General features: G+C 54.0%; 18 protein-coding genes. 14 read left to right on the top strand and 4 right to left on the bottom strand.

The window, feature by feature from the left end:
- Both ACE6ED_RS01495 and ACE6ED_RS01490 read left to right on the top strand, forming a co-directional pair.
- The coding region (locus ACE6ED_RS01495) for a hypothetical protein (RefSeq protein ID WP_410825175.1) at positions 1–322 on the top strand (322 nt) is incomplete at its 5' end.
- A 605-nt stretch (positions 323–927) separates the two neighbouring features.
- The gene (locus ACE6ED_RS01490) at positions 928–1,440 is read left to right on the top strand and encodes a putative ABC transporter permease (protein WP_410825174.1); all 513 of its coding nucleotides are present in this window, start codon (positions 928–930) and stop codon (positions 1,438–1,440) included.
- 297 nt (positions 1,441–1,737) lie between these two features.
- On the opposite strand, the gene ACE6ED_RS01485 is transcribed toward ACE6ED_RS01490, so the two are convergent.
- Positions 1,738–5,406 carry a discoidin domain-containing protein gene (locus tag ACE6ED_RS01485; protein WP_458782614.1) on the bottom strand — a complete coding sequence of 1,223 codons (3,669 nt, stop codon included), beginning with the start codon at positions 5,404–5,406 and terminating at the stop codon, positions 1,738–1,740.
- A gap of 356 nt (positions 5,407–5,762) precedes the next feature.
- On the opposite strand from ACE6ED_RS01485, the gene ACE6ED_RS01480 reads away from it, so the two are divergent.
- Genes ACE6ED_RS01480 through pgmB form a run of 3 tightly spaced genes read left to right on the top strand, consistent with a single transcriptional unit; the run spans position 5,763 to position 11,064 of the window.
- A complete protein-coding gene (locus ACE6ED_RS01480) occupies positions 5,763–8,072 on the top strand; it encodes a glycoside hydrolase family 65 protein (RefSeq protein WP_410825172.1) in 2,310 nt (769 codons plus the stop codon).
- Complete coding sequence (locus tag ACE6ED_RS01475) at positions 8,069–10,372, top strand: glycosyl hydrolase family 65 protein (RefSeq protein WP_410825171.1); 2,304 nt, start codon at positions 8,069–8,071, stop codon at positions 10,370–10,372. The genes ACE6ED_RS01480 and ACE6ED_RS01475 overlap by 4 nt, the downstream gene beginning before the upstream one ends.
- 56 nt (positions 10,373–10,428) lie before the next feature.
- On the top strand, positions 10,429–11,064 hold the full coding sequence (gene pgmB / locus ACE6ED_RS01470) for a beta-phosphoglucomutase (RefSeq protein ID WP_410825170.1): 636 nt from the start codon (positions 10,429–10,431) through the stop codon (positions 11,062–11,064).
- Between the two features lie 677 nt (positions 11,065–11,741).
- Here the strand turns inward: pgmB and ACE6ED_RS01465 are convergent.
- Complete coding sequence (locus ACE6ED_RS01465; protein WP_410825169.1) at positions 11,742–12,065, bottom strand: DUF3139 domain-containing protein; 324 nt, start codon at positions 12,063–12,065, stop codon at positions 11,742–11,744.
- A 106-nt stretch (positions 12,066–12,171) separates the two neighbouring features.
- Between ACE6ED_RS01465 and ACE6ED_RS01460 the strand changes: the two genes are divergently transcribed.
- The 6 genes from ACE6ED_RS01460 (at position 12,172) to ACE6ED_RS01435 (ending at position 19,636) form a co-directional block, all read left to right on the top strand.
- A complete protein-coding gene (locus tag ACE6ED_RS01460; RefSeq protein WP_410825168.1) occupies positions 12,172–12,669 on the top strand; it encodes a hypothetical protein in 498 nt (165 codons plus the stop codon).
- 262 nt (positions 12,670–12,931) lie between these two features.
- Positions 12,932–14,737, top strand: a complete 1,806-nt coding sequence (locus ACE6ED_RS01455) for a sensor histidine kinase (protein ID WP_410825167.1) — start codon at positions 12,932–12,934, stop codon at positions 14,735–14,737.
- 18 nt (positions 14,738–14,755) lie between these two features.
- Positions 14,756–16,093 carry a response regulator gene (locus ACE6ED_RS01450; protein WP_410825166.1) on the top strand — a complete coding sequence of 446 codons (1,338 nt, stop codon included), beginning with the start codon at positions 14,756–14,758 and terminating at the stop codon, positions 16,091–16,093.
- A 97-nt stretch (positions 16,094–16,190) separates the two neighbouring features.
- Positions 16,191–17,132 (top strand): carbohydrate ABC transporter permease, encoded by a 942-nt coding sequence (locus ACE6ED_RS01445; RefSeq protein WP_410825165.1) that lies wholly within the window; start codon positions 16,191–16,193, stop codon positions 17,130–17,132.
- 1 nt (position 17,133) lies between these two features.
- Positions 17,134–18,000 (top strand): carbohydrate ABC transporter permease, encoded by an 867-nt coding sequence (locus tag ACE6ED_RS01440; RefSeq protein ID WP_410825164.1) that lies wholly within the window; start codon positions 17,134–17,136, stop codon positions 17,998–18,000.
- Positions 18,001–18,163: 163 nt separating this feature from the next.
- A complete protein-coding gene (locus ACE6ED_RS01435; RefSeq protein WP_410825163.1) occupies positions 18,164–19,636 on the top strand; it encodes an ABC transporter substrate-binding protein in 1,473 nt (490 codons plus the stop codon).
- A 131-nt stretch (positions 19,637–19,767) separates the two neighbouring features.
- Here the strand turns inward: ACE6ED_RS01435 and ACE6ED_RS01430 are convergent, their stop codons facing one another.
- Both ACE6ED_RS01430 and ACE6ED_RS01425 read right to left on the bottom strand, forming a co-directional pair.
- The gene (locus ACE6ED_RS01430) at positions 19,768–20,484 is read right to left on the bottom strand and encodes a DUF421 domain-containing protein (RefSeq protein ID WP_410825162.1); all 717 of its coding nucleotides are present in this window, start codon (positions 20,482–20,484) and stop codon (positions 19,768–19,770) included.
- Positions 20,485–20,704: 220 nt separating this feature from the next.
- A complete protein-coding gene (locus ACE6ED_RS01425; protein ID WP_410825161.1) occupies positions 20,705–21,454 on the bottom strand; it encodes a YdcF family protein in 750 nt (249 codons plus the stop codon).
- A gap of 412 nt (positions 21,455–21,866) precedes the next feature.
- Here ACE6ED_RS01425 and ACE6ED_RS01420 point away from each other — a divergent pair, with 412 nt between their 5' ends.
- The 3 genes from ACE6ED_RS01420 to ACE6ED_RS01410 all read left to right on the top strand — a co-directional run bounded on the left by ACE6ED_RS01420 (position 21,867) and on the right by ACE6ED_RS01410 (position 24,752).
- Positions 21,867–22,808 carry an AraC family transcriptional regulator gene (locus ACE6ED_RS01420; protein WP_410825160.1) on the top strand — a complete coding sequence of 314 codons (942 nt, stop codon included), beginning with the start codon at positions 21,867–21,869 and terminating at the stop codon, positions 22,806–22,808.
- A 69-nt stretch (positions 22,809–22,877) separates the two neighbouring features.
- The gene (locus ACE6ED_RS01415) at positions 22,878–23,834 is read left to right on the top strand and encodes an ABC transporter permease (RefSeq protein WP_410825159.1); all 957 of its coding nucleotides are present in this window, start codon (positions 22,878–22,880) and stop codon (positions 23,832–23,834) included.
- Between the two features lie 24 nt (positions 23,835–23,858).
- Positions 23,859–24,752, top strand: a complete 894-nt coding sequence (locus ACE6ED_RS01410; protein ID WP_410825158.1) for a carbohydrate ABC transporter permease — start codon at positions 23,859–23,861, stop codon at positions 24,750–24,752.
- Positions 24,753–24,795: the final 43 nt, after the last annotated feature.

Raw genomic sequence — 24,795 nt, 5'->3', positions numbered from 1 at the left:
ACGTATCGCGTATTGCGGTAATCCGCTGCGGGTCTGTTACAGGAGAGGATTTGTTCCAGTTCGTTCAACGACAACAGCGCAGTCCAAGACATTGGTTATCAAGTCTTGGTTCACGCTGCTTTTATTAACTCAACTTTTGCAGCCGGAGATCGGCAGATACGCCTTAAGATCACTGGGCAAACCGGAGATCGGCAGATACGCCTTAAGATCACTGGGCAAACCGGAGATCGGCAGATACGCCTTAAGATCACTGGGCAAACCGGAGATCGGCAAATACGCCTTGAGATCACTGGGCAAACCGGAGATCCAGTGCTGGAGTTGACTTTGAATTAGGGTGGAGCATTTCTTCCCAACCTAAGTCGTAATTTCGTTCAGCCGTTCTATGAGTTGCGCCAAGGCAACTGCCCGGTCTAGCGTGCTAACTTCATCGCACAATAATACCAGCACGCCGAGCGTGCGTTCGCCGCGGGCGAAGCGGTGTGTTTCTATTTTTTCAAGACGATTACTTTTATTGCGGTTACATCCGCGCCAGAACTGGAGCTTAGCTGATTTTCGCTCTGCGAAAGTTGACTTAGTATATCTCTCCGGAATTTCAAGCCCTTTTGGTACATTATAACAGATCATACACGTAAAAGATTCTCCGTGTGATCATACAATACAAGGCAGCGTGCAGCAGCGTGTCGCTAAAGCGTCCTAATAGCCCGTTCATAACCTCCACACTGTCATCCTCATCACATTTTTTGCGGAAATGCGGCATTTCAGCAAAGGCTGTTGTCATGTTGGAATGGAATAAGCGGAAACTTTCGTCTGAAAATGAGGATTTAGGGTTATGGTTGTTCGCATAAGACACCGCCGCCAGCGCACACTAGTTTCGGAGCCGCCAATTTCCAGTAGGCGGCATAAACGGAAAATAGGAGGCGAAAGTGCGTGGCGGCGGAGCTCTTTTTTTACTTTCTGGTGTACGCTTCACTGGGGTGGATACTGGAGGCCGGACACAACCGGATCACTCGCGGCCGGTTCCGCAAAGACGGTCTGATGTTGGGTCCGGTCAAACCGATGTACGGGCTTGCCCCAGTTGTGCTGGTAGCGGCGGGGGGAACGGAGCTGCCCTTGCCCTGGCTTATCGTCCTGGCACTAACCGTTCCGACGGCGGTGGAGCTGGCGAGCGGTCTGATGCTGGAACGCTGGTTCGGCCGGAGATATTGGGATTATTCCGGTGAGCGGTACCAATGGAACGGGCAGATCTGTCTGAAGTTTTCCATGTATTGGTGGGGCTTGTCGATGATGATCCTCTATTTTGTCCAGCCGCTGCTTGAACAAGCCTACACCGGATTGGGGACGGTTTGGCCGCTTTTGCTGCCCGTGTTTGCAGCCGGTTTTCTGGCGGATTTGCTGTGGACGTTCCAGTCCAAAAAAGCGAGGAGAGGGGAAGCCTCGTAAGCCAAGCATAGGCGCGTCTGTCTTGGAACTCTGGATCATCGCGGGGAGCGGCAGCTTCAGCTTATTTTTGCCTCAAAAGCTATATAGACTGAACCATAGAAATACAGGAACTTCGCCTACTTCTTCAGTTTAGTCAATATAGCAAAATGGGGGGCGGCTGGCTGATGCATCGGACGCAGAGAAATCAACTATCCAATAAAAATGGCGGCGCAGTCACCTCTCCTGCGCCGCCATTTTGTATGCTTTTTCTTCACACTACATTGCCCACCGGCCGCCGATCTCCTTAGGGAACCGGGATCACCAATTGTTCCCCGAAACCCGGATCACATCAAAATCGGGCGATTTGGATTCGCCATAAATTGCAGCGACACCCGGGTTGTTTATCTTCACATTGGTGAAGCTCGCCGAACCGACCGCCGGTCCCTGTCCGTCCTCCGCTTTGGCGACCAGCTTGATGCCGTAGCGGCCCGGATTGTTGACGGTGATGTTCTCCAGCCGGATATTTTGCATCGGCAGGTTCTCCGGCGATTTGGACTGGAACATCAGCCCAAAGTAAACCGGGTGATTGATATCCACGTTTTTTACCAGGATGTTCTTAAGCTCCCGGTCGCCGCCGTGGAACCAGATCGCACCGAAGTTCTGGTATTCGTTGATTTTGTCGTCACCGCCTACACTGGTCCAGAAGTCGCCGCCTGTGCGGTCCAGCGTGACGCCGTCAATCACCGTATCCTGATCCCCAAACCCAAGCGTGTTATAGCCGAAGCTTAAGCTGCTGATCGTAAAGCCGGGATAAGTCAGCGTATCCGCGCCATACAGGTTCTGGAACAGATTGTTTTGCCCTCCGTATATGGCGAATGCGGCCGCCCGCCGGACGTTAACCGCCGTCAGGTTCGTGTACTTATTCCCGACATTGTAAGAGCCGCCCGAGTCGATGGCGCTGAACAAAGCAAACGCATCGTCGCCGGTACCGCGCGCATAGTTGTTGTCGATGAGATTGTAGGAGGAGCCGTTGGTCATATTGATGCCGTCCGCAAACATGTTTTTAATCCGGTTGTTTTTGAAAGTGTTATGCGAGGCGTTGACCCCCCAATACAGGCAGACAAAATGCTCGGCCCAGACGTTCTCAACGGTGACATGCTGCATGCCGTTTCCATCAATGAACTTGCCGGGACCATCCACCCGGTACACGTAGTTGCCCCACGCGGACAGATCGCGGATGGTGGAGCCGTTAGCGGAGGAGGCGATATTAAAGCCCATATCCGTATTGGTTTGACCGGATGGCGCGACAAGCCGGGTATGCCAGGGCCCTGCGCCGATAATCGCGGTTTCCCGGCCGTATACATAGATTTTGGAAGAAAGGGTCCATTCGCCGGCCGGGATAAAAATGCCTTTTTTCGCTGGATCCTGCCGGAACTCGTTTAGAGCCTGCTCGATTGATTTTGCAGCCGACACCTGGACATATTTGCCGGGGTCCGGATTTGCGGCAGGCGGTGCGACCTGTTCCGTTTCGATCAAGTCCACATAAATCCAAGGCACGTCACCGGCGTCTTTTTGGACCCAGATTTTGGTTCCGGCCGGGTAGACTTGATCCAGCAGAAGCTGTGAATCCTCGTAAAGCCAATAGGCTTTGGAACCCGAGTTATCGTATCCCAGCCGTCCGAGTGTGGACGGGGTAGCATAGACATGGGAGAACTTGGACGTGACCTGGAAGCTGCCTTGGTCCACGCCATTGATATAAAGGCTTACCGTGCCTGCGGTTTGATCGGCAACCGCGCTGCGGAGCACAAACGCATTCGCCGGGGCGGTCAATGTGAATTCCACATATTCTCCTGCGGCGTCCAGATAGACCGCCGACCGGCCGGATGCTTCGCCGGCATAATCGCCGGGCGTAAAGTTTGGAGCCAGCTTTGTTCCATTGGTGGAATTGCCCGGAGCTTCGGCTTCCAGAACCGTAAACGGCATATGAGCGCCGCGTCCGGAATACAGGGCGGCCGTGCTGGTATTGTTGGACTGCTTGGCTGCGGCTTCATTAGCGTCGGCAGCAACTGTTGTAGTAACGGTGTAGCTGCCGTTAACCGCCGTCCAGGTGCCTAACTCAACAGCTGCAGTCGCTCCTGCGGCCAAAGCTCCATTGTAGGCTCCATTAAACGTTTTTACAGTACTTCCGGCAGCATCCTTCAGGACGACAGTTATGGGATGAGCTCCGCTGGCGGCAGCAACCGTTCCCTGGTTTTTCAGGGTGACGGCAAAGGTCACGGGGTTCCCGGCAGCGGGATTACCTGGCGTCCAAGAGGCAGTTGCGATCAGGTCCGAGCTCTGCACCTGGCCGATGATCAGCTGCGAAGGCGAAGTTAAGCTGTTATTGGTATCATCGGTCTCAATGACGGTATTTCCTTCGTCAATTTTGGCGGTTACCGTATAGGACCCGGCTTCTTTTGGGCCGATATCCTTTGCTATATCGGCTGAAGCGCCTGGCTCAAGCGCGCCTGCGGATGCCGAACCGGCCAGCGAATCACCCAGATAAAAGTTTACGGTTGTTGGCGGCGAAGCCAAAACACCGGTATTCCGGACGGAGGCTTTGAGCGTCACGCCTTGTTCTTCATCCGGTGAGGCAGGGGACCAGGAGAGGCCGGTTACCGTTAGGTCAGGATTCGGCGCAGGTTTGCCAATCACCAGAAACTCCGCAACCTGGCCGCCCGGCGCCCCGGAGTTCGCTGTAAAGCGGAGCTGCACGCTGCTTGCTGTGGCGTTCACGGGAATCGTTACTGTGTTTTGCTTAGCCGGGTCAAAGGTGTAGGAGGCAGGGGAGACCAGATTCGTGAAGGCTGTAGACTGCTGGTTATGTCCCAGCACCTGGATGGTTTGGGTTCGTGCAGCCCACAGGCTGGACGGGTTCAGCTTGATGACAACCGAGCCAATTTCGGCATCGGCCCCAAGGTCCACGGTCAGTGTACTTGGGTGCCCGCCGCCTTCCCAATAGGTTTCGATATCATTGTCGTTGGCATTGGCGGCCGTATAAGTGAAAGTAGACGAGGATGCTGTAACCGGCTTGCCTGCCGCCAGATTGGTTCCTTCCCCTCCGCCGGGATTCTGTTCTTTAACAAACCGGATCCAGTTCAAATGAAAATCGGCACCTCCGGCAAGCAGGCGAAGCGTCTGCTGTCCCGCCTGAAGGGTGACCTTCGCAGTTACCGTTTCCCAGTTCTGCCAGCCCCCGGTGTCCGGAATTTCCGTTACGGCGAGCGCCGACGATCCGGACTGCAGCCGCAGCTCGCCGGTTCCGGCGCTGCCGGCAATCCGGTACTGTACGGTATACGTCCCCGCGTTCTGGACCTCCACCAGGTAATCCAGCCAGTCTCCGGCGTGCATCCGGCTTACATGCTGTCCGCCGCCATCATCTGTTGTCGCTTCCGTCTCAATGCCGCTCATTGCGCTGTAGTGTTCGGCTTCAATTGTTCCTGGAATTGTCAAGGGAACCGCTGCGGGTTCTCCGTAAACTTCCAGTTCGGCAATCTGCCCGGCCGGCCAGCCGGTATTGGCGGTCACCTGGATGCGTACATACCGTGCATTGGCAGCGGGAAAGTCAATCGTCACGGTATTTGCTGCGCCTGGATCAAAGGTGTAGCTTGCCGCAGATTTCAACTCCGTAAAATCCGTTCCGTTAACACTGCCCAGCACGGACAGGGTCTGGGAGCGGTTTTCCCAGCCTGCCGGCAGCTTCAGGACAACCCGGTCGACCAGGACGGTGTCCCCCAGATCAACTTGAGCCCATTGCGGAAACGCGTGGTTTGAGCTTTCCCAATACGTTGTCGGATTGCCGTCCGTGATGTTCGACACAACATATACATCGGCATGTCCGGATGATGCAGCCGGCTTGCCGGCAGCCAAATTCGGCTCCGGAGCGGCTTGAACCGAACCGGAAAATCCTAGCGGGGCACAAAACGTTCCGAGAAGCAGCGTCAGCATACAAATCCATGCGGTGATCCGTTTGCGGTTCGTCACAAAAATTCATTCTCCCTTCGATTTGAAGTTTCATGAATCCCTAGCAGGCTTGCGGTTGTTTACACCTTGACGGCTGGATACAGGCTGCAGAATCATCATAAATCAGGATGTTCTTACAAAAAAAGGAGTGTTTCTATCGAAATGATGTGCGGGACTATGAACCAGCTCCACATTTTTGAGAAAAGCCAACTCCGTACAAATGCACATAAGGTGCTGAGACATGGACATTGGGTTCCCGCACCGGTTTGGCTAATCTGAAAAGGAGCGGCGTCAGGCCGGTTCTGACAAGTTAAACAACATACATAGGGAGAGGGCGGAGCATGCCGAAAATTGCGGACAGATATTTGGCGGTTGATCCTTGGAAGGTTGTGGAGGAAGGATTTGATCCTGCGCGCAACCGGGTTTCCGAGTCGATTTTTTCACTGGGGAACGAGTATATGGGAGTGCGCGGTTATCCTGAGGAAGGATACGGCGGGGATTCGCTGCTGGGCAGCTACTTCAACGGCCTGTATGAGGAGAGCCCGGTCACGGCGCATTATAAAGGAATGATTAAGTCGCTGCGCTTTATGGTCAACGCGGCCGACTGGCTGTATACGCGGATTACGCTGGACGGGGAGACGCTTGATCTGGCGGTAAGCCGGTTCTCGGATTTCCGCCGGGAGCTTGATTTCAGAAACGGAATATACAGCCGGGAACTGGTATGGCACCTTGCAAACGGAAAAAACCTCAAGCTTGCCTTCGAACGTTTTGTCAGTATGAAATCGTCGCATCTTGGCGCCCAGCGGATCACATTTGAACCGCTGAATTTTTCGGGCGCGGTGACGGTGCGGACGGGGGTGGATTTTTCCGTGCGGCATGAGGACCAGGACCGCCGTTACTGGGAGATGCTGCAGCGGGGCGAAGAAAACGGCATCACAGCTATGCTCGGGCAGACGGTCCAGACCGGGAACCGGCTGTTCTCCGGGTTCAGGCTGTATGCGCCGGATACGCTGGAGATGAAGCCGGTTAAAGGCGACCGTTTTATCGGCAGGGAGCTGACGCTGAAGCTGGAGCAGGACCGCCGGACGCTGATCGACAAGCTGGCCGTCAATTACGCCGAAAAAGACCCGGACCGCAAGCCATCTGAGGTGTGGGAACACGGGCTGGCGCTGGCGTCGGAGCTGGCGGCCGCCACAGGCGGTTATGACGAAGCGGCCAAGGAACAAGCTGCGTATTGGGCCCAAGTCTGGGCGGATTCCGACATCGTCATTAAAGGCGATCCGGAGAATCAGCAGGGGATCCGTTTTTGTATTTTTCAGCTGTACCAGACGTACCACGGGGATAACCCGGGCTTCAACATCGGCGCAAAAGGTTTAACCGGCGAGGCGTACCGGGGACTGGCTTTTTGGGATACGGAGTCGTATTGCCTGCCGTTTTACATATTCAACAACCCGAAGGCGGCCAAAAGCCTGCTTGAATTTCGCTACAACTCCCTGGCGGAAGCGCTGAAACGGGCAAAAGAGCTGGACTGCGAAGGTGCGTTTTACCCGATTGCGACGATTGACGGCACCGAAAGCTGCGATCTTTGGCAGCACTCCAACCTGCAGCTTCATGTCGGGACGGCGATCGCCTACGGGCTGCGGCATTATGTCAACATCACGGGAGACAAAGCGTTTTTGTATGAAAAAGGCCTGGAAATGCTGATTCAGATCTGCCGTTTCTACGCGACCCGGGGGCAGTGGGGCCAGCAAACCGGGAAATACGGGTATTTTGGCGTCATGGGTCCTGACGAATTCCAGCTGATGGTGAACAACAACGGCTACATTAATTTCATGGCCAAAAAATTGTTTGAATACACGCTGCAGTCCATTCGCGAAATGAGAGCGGACTTGGAGGCGGAGTTCCGGCTGCTGGCGGACCGGCTGGCTTTGACCGAAGCGGAGCAAGCTGACTGGAGTGCTAAAGCCGAACATATGAAAATCCCGAGGGACCCGGTAAGCGGCGTGTTTGAGGAGCATGACGGTTTTTTTGACCTGCCGCATCTGGATATTCATTCGATTCCGGTTACGGAGTTCCCGCTGTATTCGCATTGGTCTTACGACCGGCTGTACCGCTACGACATGATCAAGCAGCCGGATGTGCTGATGTTCCTGTTCCTGTACAGCAGCGAATTTACCCGAGAGGAAAAACGGGCTAACTACGAATTTTATGAGCCGCGCTGCATTCATGAGTCGAGTTTGTCCCCGTCAATTCATTCGATTTTGGCGGCGGAAATCGGCAAGCCGGAGGAAGCTTACCGGTTTTTTGAGTTCGCGACCCGGCTCGATCTGGACAATTACAACCGGAATACACGCGAAGGGCTGCATACGACGTCGATTGCGGCGGCCTGGATGAACATTGTCTACGGATTTGGCGGCATGCGTTCCGACGGGGAAAAGCTGCTCCTGAATCCAAGCATCCCTGAACAGTGGGACAGCTACCGCTTCCCGGTCTCCTTCCGGGGAACGAAGCTGAGTGTAGAGGTAAATCAGGAGCTGGTGTCCATTCACGCGGTATCCGGCGGCGAAGTGGCAGTCGTGTTGTACGGTGCCCCCTGCGTGATCGGTTCTTCGGGGGTTCAGGTTCCTTTGCGGAAGGCGGCGATGGCATGAGCTGGAGCATTCGGGAGGCGGGTTTTGATCCAAGCCGGATTGCAGCCAGCGGCAACAAATTTATGACAGGCAACGGTTATCTGGGCTGCCGCGGCACATTGGACGAATTTGCAAAAACTGAGCTGACGGCGGTTACGCTGGCCGGCTTGTATGACCAGGTGGGGAACAAATGGCGCGAGCCGGTTAATGCGCCAAACGGCTTGTCCACCGCTTTGTTCTGGGACGGAGCGCCGCTGAGCGTGTTAACCAGGCAGCCGCTGGAGCACACGCAGGAGCTGGATATCCGCCATGCGGTTCACCGGCGGATGACGAAATATGGCGTTCCGGGCGGGGAGACGGTAACGGTCCTGTCGGAGCGTTTCTGCAGCGCGGCGCGGCTGAATCTGATCGTCAGCCGCATTTCCGTCACGTGCAGCGCAGGCGGCGAACTGACGATCCGGACGGGAATCGACGGTGACGTATGGGACATCAACGGGCCGCATCTGGAGCGGCAGGAGACGGGGGAACATGGCGGAAGTCTGGCCGCCACCGGCTGGACGCATGAGCTGAATGTGCCCGTGTCCGTGGCGGAGACGGCAGAGGTTGCTGACCGTGTTGACTCTGCATTCGGAATCCCAGCAATCCTCCATGAGGGACCCTCCGTTTACCGGGAATACCGGCTGGCCTGCCGCGCGGGGGAGACGTATACACTAGTCAAATACGTCTCGGTAGTAACTGGGCTGGACTCAGAAGGGGATACCGGTGAAGAAGCGGTCCGCTTGAGCTTAACCGCACGGGAAATCGGGTATGACCGCCTGCTTGAAGAGCATAAGGAGCGGTGGGAGCATAAGTGGAGTTTGTCGGACGTCTTGATTGAAGGAGACGAAGCAGCGCAGCAGGCGCTGCGGTACAGCATGTATCAGCTGCATATTATCGCCCCTGGACATTCGGAACACCTGTCGATTCCGGCCCGGGGATTATCCGGGCAGGTCTACAAAGGGGCGGTGTTTTGGGATACGGAGATATTTATGCTGCCGTTTTTTCTGCACACGCAGCCGGAAGTGGCCCGCAATCTGCTGATGTACCGCGTACATACGCTGGACGGAGCCCGGCGGAAAGCGGCGGAATACGGTTATGCAGGCGCTTTTTACGCTTGGGAAAGCCAGGAGACGGGCGACGATGCCTGCACGCTGTTTAACGTAAACGACGTGTTTACCGGGCGGCCGATGCGGACTTACTTCCGGGATAAGCAGGTGCACATCAGTGCGGATGTATCCTACGGCATCTGGCAGTTTCACCGCTTTACCGGCGACACCAGGCTGCTGCTGGACGGCGGGGCGGAAGTGGCCTGGGAGGTCGCGAAGTTTTTTTATTCGTATGCGTATTTTAATCCGCTCAAACAGCGTTATGAAATCCTTGATGTTACGGGGCCCGACGAATATCACGAGCGGGTGAACAACAATGCGTTCACCAACCGGCTGGTGAAGGAAGCGCTGCGAATCGCCTTGGAGGCGCTTGAAGTCGTGAAGACGCATGATCCGGAAAAATATGAGGGGCTTACTGCCGGCGCGATCCGGCCGGAGCAGATTCAGGACCTGTTTGACCGTCTGTATGTTCCGCAGCCCGATGTTCATACCCTTTTAATCGAACAGTTTGACCGGTATTTTGCGCTGGAGGATATTGCGCTTGCTGAACTGAAGGCGCGGATGCTGAATCCGCACGAATATCTCGGCGGCGGCAGCGGGCTGGCCACAACGGCGCAAATTTTGAAGCAGGCCGATGTGGTGCTGATGCTGCACTTATTCAAAGAGGATTATCCCGAAGCTGTCAAAAAAGCCAACTGGGCTTACTACGAGCCCCGGACTGAACACGGTTCGAGTCTGAGCTCCTGCATTTATGCGCTCGTGGCTGCGGATACCGGTTCTCCGGATTGGGGTTACCCTTATTTTATAAAGACGGCGACAATCGACCTGACCGGCGATTCCAAACAGTATGTCGGGGATTTGTACATTGGAGGTACACATCCCGCAGCCAATGGCGGCGCGTGGATGGCGGCGGTGCTGGGGTTTGCGGGGCTGCATTATGGCGGCGGCGATACGGTGAAGCTCCGGCCGTCGCTGCCGGCGGCATGGCGTGCGGTGGAATTCCCGCTGCGGATTCGCTCTAACGGGTATCGGATTCGAGTCGAACAGCGGCGGGTCGTCATCCGGCCGGAAGCGGCAAACCGGGAGGAGCTTACGTTCGTTATTTCAGGCGGAGGATCTGGCGAGCCGCGGAAGTTTTTTGTAAAACCGGGGTTAGAAGTGTCGGCTGATTACTGAAGGGATGGTTAAAGGGCAGTCCTACAGATTCAAAAAAAGGGAGAGAGATATACCGGATGCTGGATACAATGAAAGGTGCAATTTTTGACCTCGACGGTGTGATCGTTGATACGGCCAAATACCACTATCTTGCCTGGCGGTCGCTGGCGAACAGGCTGGGCTTCGAATTTACGGAAGCGCATAATGAACGGCTGAAAGGCGTCAGCCGGATGGAATCGCTGCGGATTTTGCTGGAGATTGGCGGTGTGGAGGCGCAAGAGGCCGAGCGGCTGCAAATGGCCGAGGACAAAAACAAGGAATATGTTGAATATATCTCAAAACTGCTTCCCGATGAAATCCTGCCCGGTGTGCGGGATTACCTGCTTGCGCTGCGGGCGCGGGGCGTGAAGACGGCGATCGGCTCAGCCAGCAAAAACGCGGCGTTTATCTTGACGCGTCTGGGTATTGCGGAGCTGTTTGACGCGGTGGTTGACGGGAACAAAGTGTCCCGGGCCAAGCCGGACCCTGAAGTGTTCCTGCTTGCGGCTGCGGAGCTGGGGCTGCCGCCGTCCGGCTGCGTCGTATTTGAGGACGCTCAGGCGGGAGTGCAGGCCGGCTTGGCTGCCGGCTGCCGGGTTGTGGGAATAGGCAGCCCGGAGATTTTGGGTGCAGCCGATCTCGTTGTCGGCGGGCTAAAAGATTTGGCGGGATAAGGCTAAGGCGTTTGCAAATGAGGGGGGAGGCTCCGGTCCATAGGATCGGAGTCTTTTTGCGTAAGAAAAAACGTACATTCACGTATTAGGGTGTGTACGCAAACTGTAAATTAAGAAAATAAGGGTCAGTCAAACGATTCCGTGATGGGTTACGAAACGCTATCCACCCTGGATCTACACCTGTTTATTGACAGATTGATCTACGACCCCTATCCTGTGACACACCACACCCGCGGCGGATGACCACAGAACGCGATACCGAGGTCTTTAGAACGCGATGCGGAGGTCTTTGCGGAACCAGCGGACGTTATTTCTGAAATTCTTGGGCTTTGGTATGCCTTGGCGGACTCCAGATCCGTTATTCGTACCGAAAACATGCAAACTATGCATCCTACGCGTAAATAGGTGCATCTGAGTCCGAAACTTTGCCAAAACACGGAATAATCAGCAAATAGGGCCTTCTGAGTCCACTTGCACCCACACTTTCTCTGGCGGTTACAAAAGGCGGGAATCTGGGATGAAATCTGAAGCATGAATGCTTTTTTAATAAAATGAAAAATTATCAGCGTTTGGCAACCCGCTATGACAAGACAGCGAGCATGTTCAAGGCTTTCTTGGCGTTGATTTCGATGAGGTTATGGCTGAAGTAAGTTTGCGTACAGACTCTAAATAACGTGTTAGTTGTCTTCATGTTTGTATACTTTATCTCCCGCATCTACGCCATATCTGGGCGCCATAGCGTATTGATAAATTCTCCCGTCCTCTTTCCGGTAAAAATACCGGGAGCTCATATCGTCACTAAAGATCACCGTGGTACTCACTAAGGGAGCTTTGCCGATGTGTGTGTTAATTTCATTAATCTCTTTTTTGGTATAGCCTTGTTGTTCGATGAGGTAGGATTCAACTTCTCTGCTTGTATTATATTTAAAGATTTGAAGCCCAGCCATAGTTAATCCGGTTATAATGACGAAAGACACGAGAAGTACACGGCGCTTGTTCATAAGCCAACCTCCGATGTTGGTGACAAATTCGAATTCTATGTACCGCCCGGACGATAGTGTGCAAAATTTATCCGCTTTTTGCTGAATTTAAGAGGAGGTAAGTCAAGTGGAGACACTTCACAGGAAGTTTATCGAACTGGGGTTGCCGCATAACTATACGATTCTACAGGTGGAAGAAATGCTGGTGAACGAATACGCCGCTAAAGAGATTCCAAAATCAACCGTTGCGGATTTAATTAACGACCCCCAAGTCGATTTCCATTCCATAGCCAAGTGTTTTGACATTGATGGTGAGAACATACTAAATAACAAATTCAGTGATACCGAAAAAGCAATTCACCAACAGTATGCAAAAGACCACTCAAATCATCCTTCCGTTCACACGGCAACGGACTGGGCTAAAATGCAGGCTGGAAAACTGCTGCGCGTAGTTCTGATAAGCAATGATAATCAAACATTAAGCAGCTTTACGATACAGGGTTTATGCAATAACCTTGTGACCGATCTAGCGGTCATGCAGGGAATCTCCCCCGAGAACTGTACGCTTAACAATGAGTATTATAAGAAATATCTTCAATTGCTGCAAAGCAAAGGACTTCTGTAAAGTAACGGCACCCCTCCGCCCGAGAAAAGACTATAGTAAAAAGGACTGGCCGAGTAGGGTACATTAGTCCAGCATCTTACAAGCGCTTACAATTAGGGTACTGGGCATTTAGGTATCGGGCGGCGGAGGGTTTGTTTCAAACCGGATAACGTTTTGGGTCATGGCCGCGCCCATCATAGAAACCCCCACAATTTCCGTAGAAACGCACATCCTTGCAGATTTGAGATGTTGATATAGTTAGATTGCCGGAGGTGTGTGGCAGGTGAAGGCAGGATGGAAAAATCCATGGGCTCAAACGAGCCTGAAGCAGCGAATGATCCTGGTTTTTCTGGTGCTTGTTGTGCCGTTGTTTGCGCTGAACACGTACGGCAATTACAGGGCCGATCAAATATTAAAGCGTTATGTGACTAACGCGTACATCGAGCTGAACAAGCAAAATTTCAAGCTGATCAGCCGGGATATTGAGTCGATTAACAAGGTGGCTTCGACGGTGTTTCAGCATCCGCTGGTACAGCAGCTGGACCCGGGAGACGATATGTCGGAGCTGGAGCGCGTCAAAAATTACGAGCGGCTGGAAAATCTGCTGAGCTATTACTCCGAAGAAACGGACCAGCTGGAGCCGCTGTATTATTCGCTTTATGTATATGATCCGTCCAATTCATACAGCTTTGCGCCGTATTATCCCGAGTCGAGAAAGTCAGGGGTGTACTTTTTCCTTGATGAGGAAAAGCCGGAATGGTTTGACGAGGCGGTCGCCAAAAAAGGAAACGGCTATCTGCGGCTGATTGACCATCTGTCGCCCCCGATCCGGGGGCAGAAAAACCAGCAAACACTCGCCTACGTCCGGGCGATCAACAATATCACCAAAGCCGGCACCATCGGCGTGCTTGTTGTGTCCAACGTGAATGCGCGGCTGGGCGGTTCAATGCAGCCCGTGACAGTGCCGGAGGGCGAGCTGTATTTTACCGACTGGAATAACCGTATTCTGAATGCTACGACGCCCGAGGCGGGCGGTGTGCTGGAGCTGCCGCCGGAGGTGAGCCCGGACCATTCGCAAAGCGGAGTAAAGGATGTCATTACCGACGACTTCATTTATGTGATGAATTACAACTATGCGCTGCAGCAAAAGCTGGTGTACAAAGTGCCGGTCAAGGCGCTGCTTCAGCAGCAAAACGAAATCAAGCGGATTATTTTGCTGCTCTCGGTCGCTTATTTTGCGCTGGGGCTCGGCATGATTACCTACTTCTGGCGCTCGCTGATGACTCCGCTGCAGAAACTCGTCTCTTTCGTTAGAAGGTATGAACCGGGCGCTTCGGTCCCGGCCACGCCGGTGTGGCGCAGGAACGATGAAATCAGCGTCCTGGTGTCGAGCATTTACGAGATGGCCCGCCGTCTGAACGGGCTGATCCATTATAAATACAAGATGGACATTAAGCAAAAAGAAGCGCAGCTGCAGATTTTGTACCAGCAGATCAACCCGCATTTGCTGTACAACACGCTGGAGAGCATTTATTGGAAAAGCACGATGGAAGGCAACACCGCTTCCGCGGAAATGATCAAGGAGCTGTCCAAGCTGATGAAAATCAGCCTGAGCCGGGGCAGAGAGCTGATTACGCTGGAAGAAGAGCTGGAACACGCCTCCGCTTATATCAGGCTGCAGGAGCACCGGTATGAATACGGGTTTCATGTAACATGGGATGTTCCCGCATCGCTGTATCCGTACAACATTCCGAAAATTACGCTCCAGCCGCTGATCGAAAACGCGATTATCCATGGCATCAAAAACATGGGCGAAGACGGCGAAATTGTGATCCGGGCGGCGGACAGCGGAGACTTCATGCAGATCCAAATTGAAGATAACGGCTATAAAACGGTGGATTGGGCCGCCATTGACAGGGTGCTGAACGAAGAACGTCCGAATCCATCCGCCGGGTACGGCATCCGGAATATTCATCAGCGTATCCGGCTGCATTTTGGTCCGGACTACGGGCTCAGTTATTCGGGCCGCCCGGGCGGCGGCACAATTGTCACCCTTACGCTGCCGAAGACGGAAGGTTCGGGGCAATAACCAAGAGGAGGAAGCGGCATGTACAACATTTTGGTCGTCGACGATGAACCGCTGATTTGCAAAGGGCTGGCCGGATTATTGACCGCATCGGGACTGGAGGTCGGGCAGATTTTAACCGCCCATAACGGACATGAAGCGCTGGATTACGTCCGGATGGAGGACATCGATCTCCTGGTCACCGACATCCAGATGGGCGAGATGAACGGCATTGAGCTGATGCATCAGGCCAAAATGCTGAAGCCGTGGGTGCAAACCATCGTCATTTCCGCCCATGAGACGTTTCAGTATGCCCAAATGGCGATCCGGCTCGGCGCCAAGGACTACCTGATCAAACCGCTGAACAGCGAGCAATTTCTGGACTCCGTCCGCAACGTGCTGCTGAAAATGGAGAAGCCGATGCCGCAAATGGAGGAATGGCTGAATGCGGAGCATCCCGAAAGCTTCCGGATGGAGCTGCAGCCGCCCGAAAACGGCGAGCGGCTGAACCGCCTGCTGAGCGACGGAACCGGACTAGGGGGACAGGACCTGGATGGCTGGCAGGAGGAAATGGTGCGGCTGGGGCTGTCCGGTCCGTATTTTTCCGTCATTAAACTGAAGCTGGCGGCTCCGGCGGACACAGGCAGGGGGGCGGTCAGCGGGAGGGATCTGGAGCTGTTTCAATATGCGGCGCTGAACATTGTCAAGGAGCTGCTGCATCAGGAGTGGAAGGCGGTATGTTTTTACTCCGGCGAACTGGAGCTTGCAGTGATCCTGCAGTGGAACGATGCGGAATACGCCGAGCAGAGTATCAACAAAATCAATCAGCTGGAGATGATCGGGCGCAGTCTGCACCATCATATCCATAAATATCTTGGCATCCTTTGCACGGTAGGGATCAGCCAGATTATGAAAGGCGCTCCCTATCTTGACGTGCTGAGCCGCCAGGCGGAAAAAGCGATGCTGTGGAGCGGGGAGCACGGGGACTATCATGTGTTTTATTATGGCGATTTTAACTGGCATAACTACGCCCTAGACCCGACCCAGGAGGAGCTGTCCAGCCAGAACAACCGGATTGTCGAAGCCGCCAAACAATACATCGAAGCCAATTACGGCCAAAAAGGACTGACGATTCACGAGGTCGCCAAACAGAATCATGTCAGTCCCAACTACTTGAGTTATCTGTTTAAGAAAAACACCGGATATAACTTGTGGGAATATGTCATCAAGCTGCGGATGGAGGAAAGCCGGATGCTGATCCTGAACACGGACCTTCGCCGTTATGAGATCGCCGAGCGGGTCGGCTATGAGTCGCCGGAGCATTTCAGCAAGATTTTTAAAAAATATTACGGCGTCAGTCCAAGCGAACTCAAGAAGTAAAAACGGCCATACTTCACATAGTTTTACACATGTTCGCCAACCGGCCTGTTTCCTACAATGAGAAGTAGAGACACTACTTAGGAAATGAGGGAGACAGATGGGGGAAACGGCCATAACGCCAGGCGGCCCGCAGCAGAATGCGGAGGCGCCGAAACGGGCCCGGCACAATCTGCGGCGGGGGTGGAGCTGGAAAAAATACAGAATGGGTTACCTGTTTCTTGTTCCGGCTATCGCTATTTTTATCGTCTTTTTATGGGTCCCAATTATAAAAGGAATGATCTACAGCTTCTACCACATCGACTTCGTTAACGGGAACACCTTCGTCGGGCTGGACAACTATATCAAAGTGCTGAACAATCCCGATGTGCTGCTGTCGGTGCGGAATACGCTGTATTATATGGTGCTGTGTCTGGTGATCGGGTTTTGGGTGCCAATCGCGGCTTCTATCGCCATTTCGGAGCTCCGGTGGTTTCAGGGTTTTGCGCGGATTGCGGCTTATCTGCCATACGTTGTTCCCGGCGTTGTGCTGTACGGGCTGTGGAGATGGATGTACGATCCGGTGGGCCCGATCAACGCGCTGCTGGGAGCTTTTGGCGCGGATCCGGTATCCTTTGTGTCGGACAGCAGATGGTCGATGGTTTCGCTGGTTGTCATGGAGACGTGGCAGCAGTTTGGCTCCGCCATGCTGATTTATTTGGCCGGAGTGCTCAGCATCCCCCGGGACTGGTACGAAGCGGCGGAGATCGACGGTGCAGGCGTTTGGGCCCGGATCCGTTACATCACACTTCCGTCCATGCGCAGTCTGATCGTTTTGATGCTGATTTTGCAGCTGATCGGGACTTCACAGGCCTATCAAGCCCAGCTTGCCATGCTGGACGGCGGTCCCAACAAAGCGACGCTTACCTATGCGCTGCTGACCGTCAAATATGCGTTTACGCAGCTGGATTACGGAGCCGGTACGGCGCTTGGCGTGCTGATGTTCCTTGTGCTCGGCGTGCTTGGCATCCTGCAATTCAAGCTGAACAGGGAGGAATATTAGCATGAGAGAAAGAGGCATCCTGTCGCCTTCCGATATGCGGAAGCCCCTGAATATCGCCGTTTACGGATTGATGGTGCTGTGCATCATCGTCATGATTGTCACCATGCTGTACCCGATTGCGATGACCTTGTTCAACGGCCTGAAAAGCAATCCGGAAGTCAACTCGTTCCCCCCGCATTTTTTTCCGCAGGAATGGCATTGGGAGAACTTCACACGGGGCTGGGAATTCATTGATCTGCCGGCGTATCTGAAAAATACGATGCTGATCTTCATCGGAAATCTGGTGATGACGATTCTGGTGCTGGGGCTGGCGGCGTTCAGCATTTCACGCATTCGTGTGCCGCTGGGACGGGCGGTGTATTTTTTTATCCTGATGACACTGTTTATCCCGGCCTCCAGCTACATGATCCCGAACTTCGTGAACCTGAAGGAACTGGGGCTGCTGAACACGTATTGGGCATTTTGGCTGCCGGCCGGCGCAAGCGCTTATTACTTTTTGCTGATCAAAAATTTCTTTGACGGCATCCATCCGGAAATCTTTGAAGCGGCCCGTATTGACGGTGCTTCCGATTTCACCAGCTACATCCGGATCGCGGTGCCGCTGTCGATTCCGATTTATGCGACGCTGGCGATTTTTATTTTCTCCTCGGCCTGGAACGACTGGTTTTGGCCGTCACTGGTCATGCAGACGGAAGACAAGTATACGCTGGCGACGGCGATCTATAAATATGTCATTGCCGCACGGAGCCTTGACGCCAACGTCAAATTTACGATTTTGTTTATGACGATGATTCCGCCGATTTTTGTATTCCTGGTCTTCCAGAAGTTTATTATGCGCAGCGTAAGCCTGTCTGCGGTGAAGGGCTAAGTTGCAGCGCAGCGTAAGCCTGTCTGCCGTGAAGTGCTGAAGTTACGCTGCCGATCGTAGACCCGCACATGAATTGAATACGATTACACATCGAATAGGGCGGCAAACTTTTTTAAGATAAAGAAGTAGTTACCATAATCAATTAGCGAAAAGGGGAGTTTTCATGCGCAAGTCACACACACTTCTGCTGTGCCTCATGCTGTTCGGTTCGCTGCTCTCGGCGTGCGGCGGGGGCGGCAGCAATGCTTCGGGCAATAACGGCAACAGCGCCAAAAACGGAGCAGCGGGGGATTCGCCTACCGCCGCCTCAACCGCCGCGGCCAGCACCGCGCCATCCTCGGGGGACGACATTGCGGACCGTAAGGTTACGCTCAAAATCCACTATCCTCTGCCGGACGAAACGACGCTGCGCAAGCAGGAAGACGACAAAATCGCGCGGTTCCAGGCCAAGTATCCGAACGTGACGATTGTGAAGGACGACTGGGATTACGACGTAAACGAAATTGGGGCGAAAATGGCATCCAACGAAGCGCCTACCTTCTACAACACCTGGGCCACCGAAGCCCAGCTGCTGGTCGAACGGGGATGGGTGGCCGACATCACGGACCTGTGGAACAAATGGGAGTACAAGGACGAAATCAATCCAGTCCTCCAAAATCAGTTTATCGTTGACGGCAAAGTGTATGGAGTTACCCAAAACGGTTATGTGACTTCGACAGTCATTAATAAAAAGTTGCTCAGCGACAAAGGCGTAGTAATCCCGCCGCTGGACTGGACTTGGGATGACATGTATAACGCCGCAAAAGGGGCGGCTAATCCGAAGCAGGGCATTTCCGGCATCGCTCCGATGGGGAAAGGAAACGAAGCGGGCTGGAACTGGACGAACTTCCTGTTTGAAGCCGGGGGCGACATCCAGAGCAATGAGGGAGGCAAGCTGACGGCGACCTTCAATTCCGAAGCCGGGGTCAAAGCGCTGGATTTCTACAAAAAGCTGAAATGGGAGGCCAATGCCATCCCGCAGGACTGGGCGCTTGGCTGGGGCGACGCCATCAGCTCATTCAAACAGGGCCGCACGGCGATGGTGATTGCCGGAGCATTTGACGTCATACAGGCTGCATTGAACGAAGGCGGGATGAAACCGGAGGATGTGGTAGCCTATCCGATGCCTGCGGCGGAAAAGGGCGGCAAGCACTACGGTATTTTGGGCGGCAACTACCTCGTCATTAATCCGAACACGACCAAAGATGAGCAGGAGATGGCGTTCCGCTATATCACTTTTGACTATTTCACGGACGATGCGCTCAAATCGGTGGAAGACACGATTAAAGCCCGGAAAGACGAAGGCAAATATTACATCCCGACTCCGCTGGAATACTTCAGCGATGATTCGGAATATGCCGCCAAAGTAAAAGCCATTTACGATAAATACGACAATGTGTATAAATACGATCCGCAGCTCTTCAGCCTGCTGGAAGGCAAGCCGGAAGCGCAGTTTGGCACGCAGGACTATTATGCGACGATGTCCAATGTCGTTCAGGAATCGTTTTCGAAGAAAGGCACCAATTCCAAGGAACAGCTGGACGCGGCCGCCAAATACGTGCAGGAAAACTACTTTGATAAAGCGCCGAAGAACTGATTTCATTATTGAGCTGAAGAACTGATGTAATCATTAAAGGGTAACAGGATCAAGCAAAAAGAACGGTCTCCCGGATAAGCAAGGGCGGCCGTTCTTTTGTTGTATTGGCAGGTCTTGAGGACACCGCCGGCTTATTCGTCGATCAGCGGCGGCTGGGGCACATGTTCGGGTGCGCTGGGGATAATCCGCAGCTCGCCTTCTTCGTCGTATTCGGCGTAAGCGATCAGCCGGACATCCGGAAAGCCCCGCTCCTGCAGCGTTTCCCGCAGCCAGGACTCGTCCTTCCGTAACCGCCGCAGCGATTCACGCTGCGCCGTCCCTTCTTCCACAAGCGGGATCGGCAGCTTAACCTGGCGTTCCTTCAGCTCCAGATCCTCGCGGGTCACCGCCTCATACGGCGGCTTTTTCATCACGCTTAAGGAGCCGTTGGTCTCATAGATGGCATAGGCCACCTCATTCATTGAAAAAATATCCTTCGAGCGCAGCATCATCCGCAGCTGGTCGAAGTCAAGGTTGTTTTTCCGCAGCTTCGACAAGTCGATTTGTCCGTCGCGAATCAAAATTTCCGGTTCGCCTTCGAGCGGCTGGCGGAGCCGTTTGTAATGCTGGGTCAACTTCTCGAACAGGATCGACAGCCCGGTCCACACGGCCAGCGTGAACACCAGCATCAGCCAATTATGCTTGTCCTCGTAAATCGTCTCGCCCACAAGATCGCCCAGAATCACCGCCGAGATGAAGTCGAAAGGGGTGAGCGCGGAAATTTCTTTTTTGCCGAGCAGCCGGGTCATCGCCCACAATCCGACGAAACCGGTCACCAGCTTCACCAACATCGGGAGTAGATTATCCACCTGTCGACGCCTCCTTGGCTGCAGACCGGACAAATTGCCGCCTGCATGATATTGCTATCCATTTAACCAAAGCGGTCCCATCTATAACACAGGAAAACATGGGAACAAGCCCGGGCCGTAACGGCCGCGGGCTGAACGTCCTGGACATAGTGAGAAAAGCCTGCTGAACAGGATGGAAAAGAGGGGAGGGAACGGAGCGGTCAGCGGATTTACGCCGCGGTCAGCGAATCCACGCCGCAATCAGCCCCACGTATTCCTTAAGCGCGGTACCGGTCTGATTCAGCGCGCCCGGGGAAGGGGAGAATTTGCCCGGATACAGCCGCAGTGAGGCGCTCGCCTGGTAGTCGGTCGGAAAAGGTGCCGGCTTCATCCCGGCGTTGTTAAATTCCACCATTGCCCTCGGCAGATGGAATGCGCTGGTGACAAGGATGGGATGGCTCAGTCCTTCGCGCACCAGCAGCTCCGCCGTGAACCGGGCGTTCTGCTCGGTATTAAGCGACCGGTTCTCCACCAGAATCTTGTCCGGCGATACGCCGAGTCCGATCAGCTGCCTGCGGGCGATATCCGCTTCGTTCCCGCTGTCGGCAAACACGCTGCCGCCGGAGAACAGGATCGGCAGGCCGGTTTCCCGGTGCAGCCGCACCGCGGTGAGCAGCCGGTTTGCCGCCGAACCCAGCAGGTTGCCGTCGCCGTCCAGATCCGGGGTGCCGGCGGTCGCTCCGCCTCCAAGCACGACGATGCTGTCTCCTTCCGGCCGAACCGGCTGCTCGTATCGGCCTTCCAGGCTGCGGATCAGCGCGTCCCCGACCAGGCTGGTGGTGCACAGGTAGAACAGCAGCGTTACGGCCAGCAGCATCCAAGCCTGCTTCCGGGCATTCCGCCACAGCCACAGCGCCAGCAGCAGCAGGAGCACGACGAACAGGCCGGGGGGAAGGACAAAGCTGTACATGAATTTGATGAAATAGATCAAAACCTAACCGCCTTCCGCTGGATAATTACACTGTTCAAATTGTACCATCCCGGCGTTGAGCGGGCCAGTCCGCTGCCAAGCCGCCGCCAAGCCGCAGTCAGTCCGCACCCTAGCCGCCGCCAGTCCGGACCATCATGAAAGTGAATGATGTCACATTCATGTCGCTTTTTTACGGCAGCCTACCAACGTGTAATCATTATTGACACAAAAAATAGGATAAATTAGGATGGGATCAGAAGGCGGAAACGCTCAGTCTGCTGCTTAGATTCAGCAAGATACAGGAAGTTTTCATGAAATTCTACCGTCACAGCATGTTGTTTTCGCTAATTTTCACTTATTTTCGTTTAAGCTGTTTCAGCAGAAGCGGCGGCCGGAAAGGCCGCCCTCATCACTACCGAAGGAGTGAAAGGCAATGGGGGAAATGCGAATCGAGAACCGGCTTAAAGAAAAGGTGTCATTGTCCAGACAATATCCAATTTATCTGGGGGATACCATCGGCGTGACCTCCCAGTACCAGCGGCTGCATTCGCATGACGTGCTGGAGATCAATATGATCAAATCGGGGACCGGGTATTACATGATCAACGGCGAACGGTATGATTTTCAGGTGGGGGATATCCTGCTGATTAATTCCAACGACCTCCACTGCGCCTACGAAACCGGTAATCTGGTCATGCAGGTCATCACGTTTGACCCTTCCTGGTTTCTGGGCAGTCTCCGCTGCGACCCCGAAATTCTATGCCCGTTTAAGGAAATGGGCGTCTACTTCCGCAATCTGCTTGACCGGAACCATCCGCAAATCGGCCTGCTGCGGGATCTGCTGCTAAAAATGCAGGAGGAACATGAAGCAGAGCGGCCCTCCTACACCTCGGTTGTCTATTCGTACCTGCTGCAGTTTCTTGTGTATGTGAACCGCTACTTCCGCCAGGACAATGTAACGAAAACCAAAAACACGGTCACTGACCTTCAGCTCGAAAAAATGCGGCGTGTTACGCAGTTAATGGAAGAACGTTTCGCGTACCCCTGGACGCTGGAGGAGCTGGCTTCCCTCGTCTACCTCAGCCCATCCCGTTTTAGCGACATTTTCCGCCGGACCGTCGGCATGCCGCCGCTGCTGTACCTCATTCACCTCCGATTGGAGAACGCCTACTCCCTGCTGGAGTCCACCGACCGTAAAATCGTCGATATTGCGATGGAATGCGGCTTCCGTACTTTGTCCAACTTCAACCGGCTGTTTAAACGCCATATTGGAACCGAACCCAGGAATGTCCGGGGCCGTTCCGGCTCGGCTTGCAGTAAGATAGTGTTAGTTTTTGAGCACTTAGGCGGAGAGTCGCCGGTACAGGACGCATAATATGGAGTTAGATAATATAACCCGAAAAGTTACAGCTATTCACACGCATAAGGGGGAAGGGAGGTCACCATGCAAAAAGTTGCCGTTCAAATCGAGCTGGAGAAGAAACCCCGCAGGCCGTCTTTGCTGAAGCGGATCATCCGTCAATGGGACTTGCAGCTGATGGTGGTGCCGGCGCTGCTGTTCATTATCGTCTTCAGCTACATTCCGATGTACGGTGTCCTGATGGCATTTCAGGATTACAACATGTTCAAAGGATTTACAGCCAGCCCTTGGGTGGGCGTCAAGCATTTTGAAATGTTTTTTAATGCCCCCGAGTTCTGGAATGTGATGCGCAATACGATTGTCATCAGTCTGCTGAAGCTGTTGGTCGGCTTTCCGGCACCAATCCTGCTGGCGCTTATGCTGAACGAAGTCCGCAGCCGGGTGTTCAAACGCACGGTGCAGACCATCAGCTATTTACCCCACTTTCTGTCATGGGTCATTGTCTCCGGATTTGTGATGTCCATGCTCTCCACCGAAAACGGCAGCATCAATATGCTGCTGCAGAAGCTGAGTCTCATCGACCATCCAATCAGTTTCCTGTCGCTGCCCGAATACTTTTGGTCCATCCTCGTGACAACCGGCGTCTGGAAAGAAATCGGGTTTTCCTCCATCGTTTATTTGGCCGCCATTGCCGGAATCGATCCGCATATGCACGAAGCGGCCGCAATGGACGGCGCCAGCCGGCTTAGACAGATGTTTTCCGTCACCCTGCCTACCATCCTGCCCGTCATCATTGTTTTTCTGATTCTCGCCATCGGCAATCTGCTCAGCGCAGGTTTTGAAGATATCCTGCTGCTTGGCTCCAACCCCGTACTCCGGGATGTCGGGGACGTTATCGACACGTACGTGTACCGGATCGGTATACAAAACAACCGTTATTCCTATGCGACGGCGGCCGGGCTGTTCAAATCGCTGATCGGGGTCTTCCTCCTCGTCGGCGCCAACTACGCCGCGCGCAAATCCGGCAACAGCCTATGGTAAGGCAAGAATGGAGGCATGCAATTCATGAAACCGACTTTCGGTGACAAAGTGATGACGTCAATCATCTACGTCCTCCTGGCCATTCTGGCGTTTGCCGCATTTTATCCGTTCTGGAACGCAGCGGTGATCTCGTTTAACAACGGGACGGATACGATGCGCGGCGGCGTGACGTTTTGGCCCAGGCAGTTTTCGCTGGAGAACTACAAGGTGGTGTTCGAGGACAGCCGGCTCGTAAACGGCTTTATCATCTCCATCCTGCGGACGGTTGTGGGTACGCTGGCCTCCATCGCGGCGACGGCGATCTTCGCTTACGGGATGAGCAAATCGGAGCTGATTGGCCGCAAGCCTTACATGGTTATGTGCATCATCACCATGTATTTCAGCGGCGGTCTGATTCCAAGCTTTCTTTTGATCCGCGAGCTGGGCATGTTCAATACGTTTTGGGTCATGGTGATTCCAGGACTGATCAGCGTGTGGAACATGATTATTTTCCGGACCTTCTTTAAGGGGATTCCCGCGGGGCTGGAAGAATCGGCGCGGATCGACGGCTGCTCCAACTGGGGCGTGCTGTTTAAAATCGTGCTGCCGCTTTCGGGTCCGGTGCTGGCGACGCTGTCGCTGTTCACCGCCGTGTATCACTGGAACGACTGGTTTACACCCAGTATTTATATCAGCAACACCGACCTGATGCCGATTCAGACCAAGCTGCAGCAGATTCTCAACTCGAACATCATGAGCGAACAGATGGCGCAGCTGGATGCGGCGGCCCAGGGACGGATGAACAAGATGCGCGCGGTAACCACCAAATCGCTGTCAATGGCGACAATGATGGTTGCGACGCTGCCGATCCTGTGCGTGTACCCGTTCCTGCAGAAGTATTTTGTCAAAGGCGTCATGGTCGGATCGCTGAAAGAGTAGCTGGCGTAAGAGCGTATGCTTTTTGCCATAGATAGCAAATCGA

The sequence above is a fragment of the Paenibacillus nanchangensis genome (assembly GCF_046543445.1).
Lineage (GTDB): Bacteria > Bacillota > Bacilli > Paenibacillales > Paenibacillaceae > Paenibacillus_AQ > Paenibacillus_AQ nanchangensis.
Note: the sequence above shows the minus strand (reverse complement) of the source record. Positions and strands in the feature narration are given on the sequence as shown.